This is a genomic window from Micromonospora sp. NPDC003776 (assembly GCF_053605645.1).
Genome location: NZ_JBSGJR010000454.1, coordinates 1 through 5,928, shown reverse-complemented (window position 1 = coordinate 5,928; position 5,928 = coordinate 1). Strand labels below are relative to the sequence as shown.

The 5,928-nt window shown below is 74.2% G+C and carries 7 protein-coding genes; 3 read left to right on the top strand and 4 right to left on the bottom strand.

Annotation, left to right across the window (positions count from 1 at the left end; translation table 11 throughout):
- Positions 1 to 111 precede the first annotated feature (111 nt).
- Entirely contained in the window at positions 112 to 282 is a 171-nt protein-coding gene (locus ACWEVO_RS27940) for a hypothetical protein (RefSeq protein WP_452310473.1), read from the top strand.
- 351 nt (positions 283 to 633) lie between these two features.
- Here ACWEVO_RS27940 and ACWEVO_RS27935 read toward each other — a convergent pair whose 3' ends face one another.
- Genes ACWEVO_RS27935 through ACWEVO_RS27925 form a run of 3 tightly spaced genes read right to left on the bottom strand, consistent with a single transcriptional unit; the run spans position 634 to position 4,515 of the window.
- The gene (locus ACWEVO_RS27935; protein WP_452310472.1) at positions 634 to 1,752 is read right to left on the bottom strand and encodes an acetate/propionate family kinase; all 1,119 of its coding nucleotides are present in this window, start codon (positions 1,750 to 1,752) and stop codon (positions 634 to 636) included.
- Positions 1,749 to 3,815, bottom strand: coding sequence for a phosphate acetyltransferase (pta, locus tag ACWEVO_RS27930; protein ID WP_452310471.1), 2,067 nt, complete (start codon positions 3,813 to 3,815; stop codon positions 1,749 to 1,751). Before pta ends, ACWEVO_RS27935 begins: the two co-directional genes overlap by 4 nt.
- 4 nt (positions 3,816 to 3,819) lie before the next feature.
- On the bottom strand, positions 3,820 to 4,515 hold the full coding sequence (locus tag ACWEVO_RS27925) for a hypothetical protein (RefSeq protein WP_452310470.1): 696 nt from the start codon (positions 4,513 to 4,515) through the stop codon (positions 3,820 to 3,822).
- Positions 4,516 to 4,663: 148 nt separating this feature from the next.
- Here ACWEVO_RS27925 and ACWEVO_RS27920 point away from each other — a divergent pair, with 148 nt between their 5' ends.
- Together ACWEVO_RS27920 and ACWEVO_RS27915 are read left to right on the top strand one after the other, a co-directional pair.
- Complete coding sequence (locus ACWEVO_RS27920) at positions 4,664 to 5,089, top strand: hypothetical protein (RefSeq protein WP_452310469.1); 426 nt, start codon at positions 4,664 to 4,666, stop codon at positions 5,087 to 5,089.
- On the top strand, positions 5,086 to 5,604 hold the full coding sequence (locus ACWEVO_RS27915) for a TetR/AcrR family transcriptional regulator (protein WP_452310468.1): 519 nt from the start codon (positions 5,086 to 5,088) through the stop codon (positions 5,602 to 5,604). The genes ACWEVO_RS27920 and ACWEVO_RS27915 overlap by 4 nt, the downstream gene beginning before the upstream one ends.
- A 50-nt stretch (positions 5,605 to 5,654) precedes the next feature.
- Here ACWEVO_RS27915 and ACWEVO_RS27910 read toward each other — a convergent pair whose 3' ends face one another.
- Entirely contained in the window at positions 5,655 to 5,834 is a 180-nt protein-coding gene (locus ACWEVO_RS27910; RefSeq protein ID WP_046571482.1) for a DUF6104 family protein, read from the bottom strand.
- Positions 5,835 to 5,928: the final 94 nt, after the last annotated feature.

Genomic DNA, 5,928 nt, shown 5'->3' with positions numbered 1-5,928 from the left:
ACCGGATGCCGCCACCACCCGGTCGGCGGACGCCTCCACCGGCCGGGCCGGCTCTGCCGCACCGGCCCGGCGGGACGCTGCGGGTGGACCCGCTTCGCTAGGGTCACCCGCATGGCTGAGAACTACACCGACCCCAGCGGCAACACCGCCCAGTTCCGGGCCTTCGTCGACTCGCCCGACGCCGGTGCCGCCGCGCCGGCGCCGTCCCGGCTGCCACTGATCGCCGGCATCGCCGCCGCCGTCGTGGTGGTCGTCCTGGTGGCCTGGCTCGCGCTGTCCTGAACCCGCCGGCGCCTCCCTCCCGGCGCAGCCGTGCCGGTGCCGCGGCTGCGCCGGCCGGACCGGGCTGTCGAGTGGGCGAAGCCGGAACCTTCAGGCGGAAAGCCGGCCGGCCCAGGGACCGTGGCAGGCCCTTTTCGCACTACAAACTTGATGTCGTGGATGGATCGCCGCCCCGCCACCGCGGCGGCGCTGGGTCGGCGCGCCCCGATGCCGCAAGGCACGGCGGCGGCGCTCGTGGTGGCGGCGTGCGCCGGACCGGACCCGGCCGCCGGGTGAGTCGTTTGCGACATCAAGTTTGTAGGCGCTCGGCACCCCGGTGCCCGCCTGCGGAGGGCGCCCCGGGCACGACCCTCAGGCGCGGGACCCGATCACGTCCCGGGTTTCCCGGGCGATCTCCCGCTCCTCGTCGGTGCTGATCACGCAGACCGTGACCTCGGACCCGGCGGGGGAGATCACCCGGTCCCCGCTGGCGGCGTTGCGGTCCGGGTCGACGGCGATACCGAGCCGCTCCAGGCCGGTCAGCGACGCCGCGCGGACCGGGGCGGCGTGCTCGCCGACGCCAGCCGTGAAGGTGACCGCGTCGACCCGCTCGAGCAGGGCGTAGTACCCGCCCACGTACGCCTTGATCCGACGGCAGTAGACGTCGAAGGCGAGCGCGGCGGCCGGATCGGAGGCGTCCCGGCGGGCCAGCACCTCGCGCATGTCGTTGACCCCGGTCAGGCCGAGCAGGCCGCTGCGGTGGTTGAGCAGGTCGTCGATGTCGTCCACACCCATTCCGGCCTCGCGGCGCAGGTGGAAGATGACGGTCGGGTCGAGGTCACCGCTGCGGGTGCCCATCACCAGGCCCTCCAGCGGGGACATTCCCATCGACGTGGCCACGCTCCGGCCGCCCCGGACCGCGCAGGCGCTCGCGCCGTTGCCCAGGTGCAACGTGATGGTGTTCAGCTCCCCGTACGGCCGGTCCAGCAGTTCCGCGGTGCGCCGCGAGACGTACGCGTGCGAGGTGCCGTGGAAGCCGTACCGGCGGATGCCGTACCGCTCGGCGGTCTCGCGGTCGATCGCGTAGGTGGCGGCGGCCTCGGGGAGCGTGTGGTGGAACGCGGTGTCGAAGACGGCTACCTGCGGGGTGTCCGGCAGCGCCGCCCGGGCCACCCGGATGCCGGCCAGGTTCGCCGGGTTGTGCAGCGGGGCGAGCGGCACCAGATCCTCGATCGCGGCGATCACGGCGTCGTCGAGGAGCACCGGCTCGCTGAACTTCCGGCCGCCGTGCACCACCCGGTGCCCGACCCCGGCCAGCCCGGTCAGGTCCAGCCGCTCGATGATCTCCCGTACCGCGGTCTCGTGATCGGCCGACCCGCCGCCCGGCTCCCCGACCCGCTCGACGGTGCCCTTGTCGCGTACCTCGTCGCCGTCGTAGAGGCGGTACTTGACCGACGAGGACCCGCAGTTGAGGACGAGGATGCGGCTCATGAGGACTCCCCGGCGGCAGCCTGGATGGCGGTGATCGCCACGGTGTTGACGATGTCCGGCACGGTGGCGCCCCGGGACAGGTCGTTGACCGGCCGGCGCAGGCCCTGCATGACCGGCCCGACCGCCACCGCGCCGGCCGAGCGCTGCACCGCCTTGTACGTGTTGTTGCCGGTGTTCAGGTCCGGGAAGATGAACACGGTGGCCTGCCCGGCCACCGGACTGTCCGGCAGCTTGGTGGCCGCGACCTGCGGATCGATCGCCGCGTCGTACTGGATCGGGCCCTCCACCAGCAGCTCCGGCCGGCGTTCCCGGACCAGCTTGGTGGCCGCCGCGACCTTCTCCACGTCCGCTCCGGAGCCGGAGTCACCGGTCGAGTAGGACAGCATGGCCACCCGCGGCTCGATGCCGAACCGGGCCGCCGTGTCCGCCGAGGAGATGGCGATGTCGGCGAGCTGGGCGGCGTCCGGGTCCGGGTTGACCGCGCAGTCGCCGTAGACCAGCACCCGGTCGGCGAGCAGCATGAAGAAGACGCTGGAGGCCACCGAGACGCCCGGCACCGTGCGGATGATCTCGAACGCCGGCCGGATGGTGGCCGCCGTGGTGTGGGTGGCCCCCGAGACCATCCCGTCCGCCCGGCCGGTCTGCACCATCATGGTGCCGAAGTAGTTGGGCTGAGCCACGATGTCGTGCGCCAGCTCCACCGTGACGCCCCGGTGTGCGCGCAGCTTGGCGTACTCGCCGGCGAACTCGTCCCGCCACTCGCTGGTCACCGGGTCGACCACCTGGGCGTCGCCGATGTCGATGCCCAGCTCCCGGGTCCGCCGGGCGATCTCCTCGGGGCGGCCGAGCAGGGTCAGGTCGGCCACGCCCCGGCGCAGCAGGATCTCCGCCGCCCGCAGGATGCGTTCCTCCGTACCCTCGGGCAGCACCAACCGGCGGCGCTGCGTGCGGGCCCGGTCGAGCAGGTCGTTCTCGAACATCAGCGGGGTGACCCGCGCGGACCGGCTGACCCGCAGCCGGCGAGCCAGGTCGACGGTGTCCACGCAGCGTTCGAACGCGCCGAGTGCCGCCTCCACCTTGCGCGGGTTGGCCGCGCTGGGCCGGCCCTCGATCCGGCTGGAGGCCGCGACCGTGTCGTAGCTGTCGCTGGCCACCGAGAGCACCGCCAGCCCGGTGTTCAGCCGCTCGAACAGCCGCATCGCCCGCGGGTCGGGCTGCTCGCCGAGGGTGAGCACCAGCCCGGCCAGGGAGACCTGCCCGGCCACGTGCGCGGCGCCCGCGGCCACCAGCAGGTCGTCCCGGTCGCCCGGGGTGATCACCAGCGCCCCGTCGGTGAAGTGGTCGAGCAGGGTGGGCACGTGCGCCGCGCCCACCACGTAGTCGAGCACGTCCCGGTCCAGCGCGGCCGGGTCGCCGGAGAGCAGGGTGGCGCCGAGCGCCGCCGCCACCTCGGCCACCGTCGGCGCCGACACGGCCGGCACCTCGGGGATGGCGTACGCCGGAACGGGCAGCTCGGGCAGGGTCATCGGCCCCGGCACCCGGTTGGCGACCACCGCCACCACCGTCGCCCCCAGGTCCTGCAGATCGTGGTACGCCCCGCGCACCGCCGCCGCGATCGCCTCCGGCTCCTGCCCGAAGCCGTCGACCACCGGCACCACCACGCTGCTGAACTCCGTCGCCAGCCGGGCGTTGAACGCCAACTCCCGCGGTCCGGCGCCGTCGCCGTCGGCGAAGTCGCTGCCCACCACGACCACGGCCGGGCAGCGCCGCTCCACCTCCCGGTAGCGGGCCACGATCTGGGAGATCAACTCCTCCCGCCGGCCGTCCGCGACCAGGGCGGTGGCCTCGGCGTACGTGGCGCCGTGCAGCTCGTCCAGCGGCAGCTCCACCCGGTAGCGCTCGGTGAGCAGAGCGAGGATCTGGTCCGGGCCCCGGCCGGCGACCAGCGGCCGGAACGCGCCGATCCGCTCGACCTGCCGGGACAGCAGTTCGGCCAGCCCGAGCGCGACTGTCGACTTGCCCCCGCCCGACCCCACGCTGGTCAGGTACACGCTGCGCGCCACGACCTCACGCTACAAGATCGCGCCGCACCGCGCCCGGGTCCTTGGGCCCAGGCCCGGCGGCCCGGAAGAGCGCGTCGCTGTTCGCCAGCCAGGCTGCCCCGAACGCGAAGACGGCCAGCGTCTCGCACCACAGCACCGGCTTGACCGCGTGCCGCACGTCGGCGGGCAGTTGGGTGCTGGCCAGGGCGAGCAGGATCGCCAGCAGGATGAGCCCGCCGCAGATCCGGTAGAACCGGACGGCAGCGGGGCGCGGTGGCACGCCGGCCCGGTCGGGGCGGGTGAACAGGAAGAGGCAGAAGACCGCCAGCAGCACGAAGAGCCCGGCGGCGGCGACCTGGTGCACCACGCCGACGAGCCGGTCGCTGCGGCTGATGGTCCCGGCCGGCGCGCCCATCGTGGTGGGGAAGAGGGCCACCATGACGGCGAGCAGCCCGGCGACCGTGCCGAGCGCGTCGTCCGGCCACCGGTAGCGGTAGCTGATCAGGAAGACGCCGATGGCGCAGAGCGCGCCGACGAAGACGTCCCGCATCTCGGTGTGGTAGTAGCCGCTGAGCGAGTCGAGCAGGGTGAGCCGCCCGGCGGCGATCAGGTGCCCGACGATCAGGCCGACCGGCAGGGCGAGGCCCACCGCGCCGACGCCGAGGCGAAGCTGGCGGACGGTCACCGCGTCCTGCGGTGGCCGGGGGTCGTCTCGGGGCATGTCCGCCTCCCTCGGATCCGGATTACCGGGGTGTACCCCGATTGTCCCCAGTGGAAGCCGGATCCGACAGTGGCCATGTTGACCTGGCTAACAGTGTTAGCCTAGGTTGAGGCTAACACTGTTAGCCATGACCTGAGGCGGTGCCGAGATGACCGGAGCGACGACCCTGCAGAGCACAACCCTGACCGCCGACGGCCGACGTCTCCGCGACCGGGTCGGCCGGGTCCTGCTCTGGCTGGCGGCGGCCGGGGCGGTGGCGGCGGCTCTGGGGGCGTACGGCGCGGTCGCCGACGCCGAGCCGGCCGGCACGGTGGTGGAGACCTGGCGGGCGTACGGCTTCGTGGTCTTCGCCGGGCTCTTCGCCCTGCTCGCCGTGCGGCCGCGGGGCCAGCGCGGGGTGTGGGCGCTGGTCATCTTCCACAAGGTGGCCATGACGGTGACCGCGCTGGCCTACACGCGGAACCCGGCGATCGAGGGGACCGGCACGATCCTGGCCTGGGACGGGGCCCTGTCGGTGCTGCTCGTCCTGGCCTTCGTGCTCTGTCGCGGCTGGCTGGCGGAGCCGCGCCGGTGACCCGCCGCGAGGAGATCGTCGACGTGGCGGAACGCCTGCTGGAGCGCGACGGGCCGGAGGCCGTCACCATGCGCCGGCTCGCCGAGGAACTCGGCATCCAGGCGCCGTCGTTGTACAAGCACGTCGCGGGAAAGCCCGAGATCGAGGCGGCCCTCCAGCAGCGGGCGTTGCAGCGGCTCGCCGCGGCCCTGGAAACGGCCCCGGACCTGCCGTCGCTCGCCGCCGCCTACCGCGCGTGGGCGCTCCGGCATCCCCGACTGTACGAGATCGCCACCCGGAGGCCGCTGGCCCGCGAGCGCCTCGCGCCCGGCGTGGAGGCGGCCGCCGCGGCGCCGCTGCTCCGGGTGACCGGTGGTGACCTGACCGCGGCCCGCGCCCTCTGGGGCCTGGCACACGGGCTGGTCGAGCTGGAGCTGGCCGGCCGGTTTCCGCCCGGGGCGGACCTGGACGCGGTGTGGGCGCATGCCATGGCGGAGCGGGTCGCGGCCGGGCCGGGACCCGACGCGACCGGCTGACCATCGCGCCGGGCACGGTCACCGCGGACCCGGCGGACGATCTCAGCGGGTCACTCGTCGTCCTCGTCGTCCAGCCGGGCCAGCCAGGTGGCGAAGCGCTCGACCGGCGTCTCGAACTCCGGGTTGAGGTCGACGAAGTCGCGCAGGCGCTCGCCCAGCCACTCCAGGCTGACCTGCTCCTCGCCCCGGCGCTCGACCAGTTCCTCGATGCCACGGTCGGTGAAGTACACGTTCGTCCTCTCGTCGTCGGCCCGCCGACGGCAGCGGCCCGCCCCCCGGGTGGGGGCGGGGCGGGGGCGCGGGGGGGCGAGGGGGGGGCCGGGC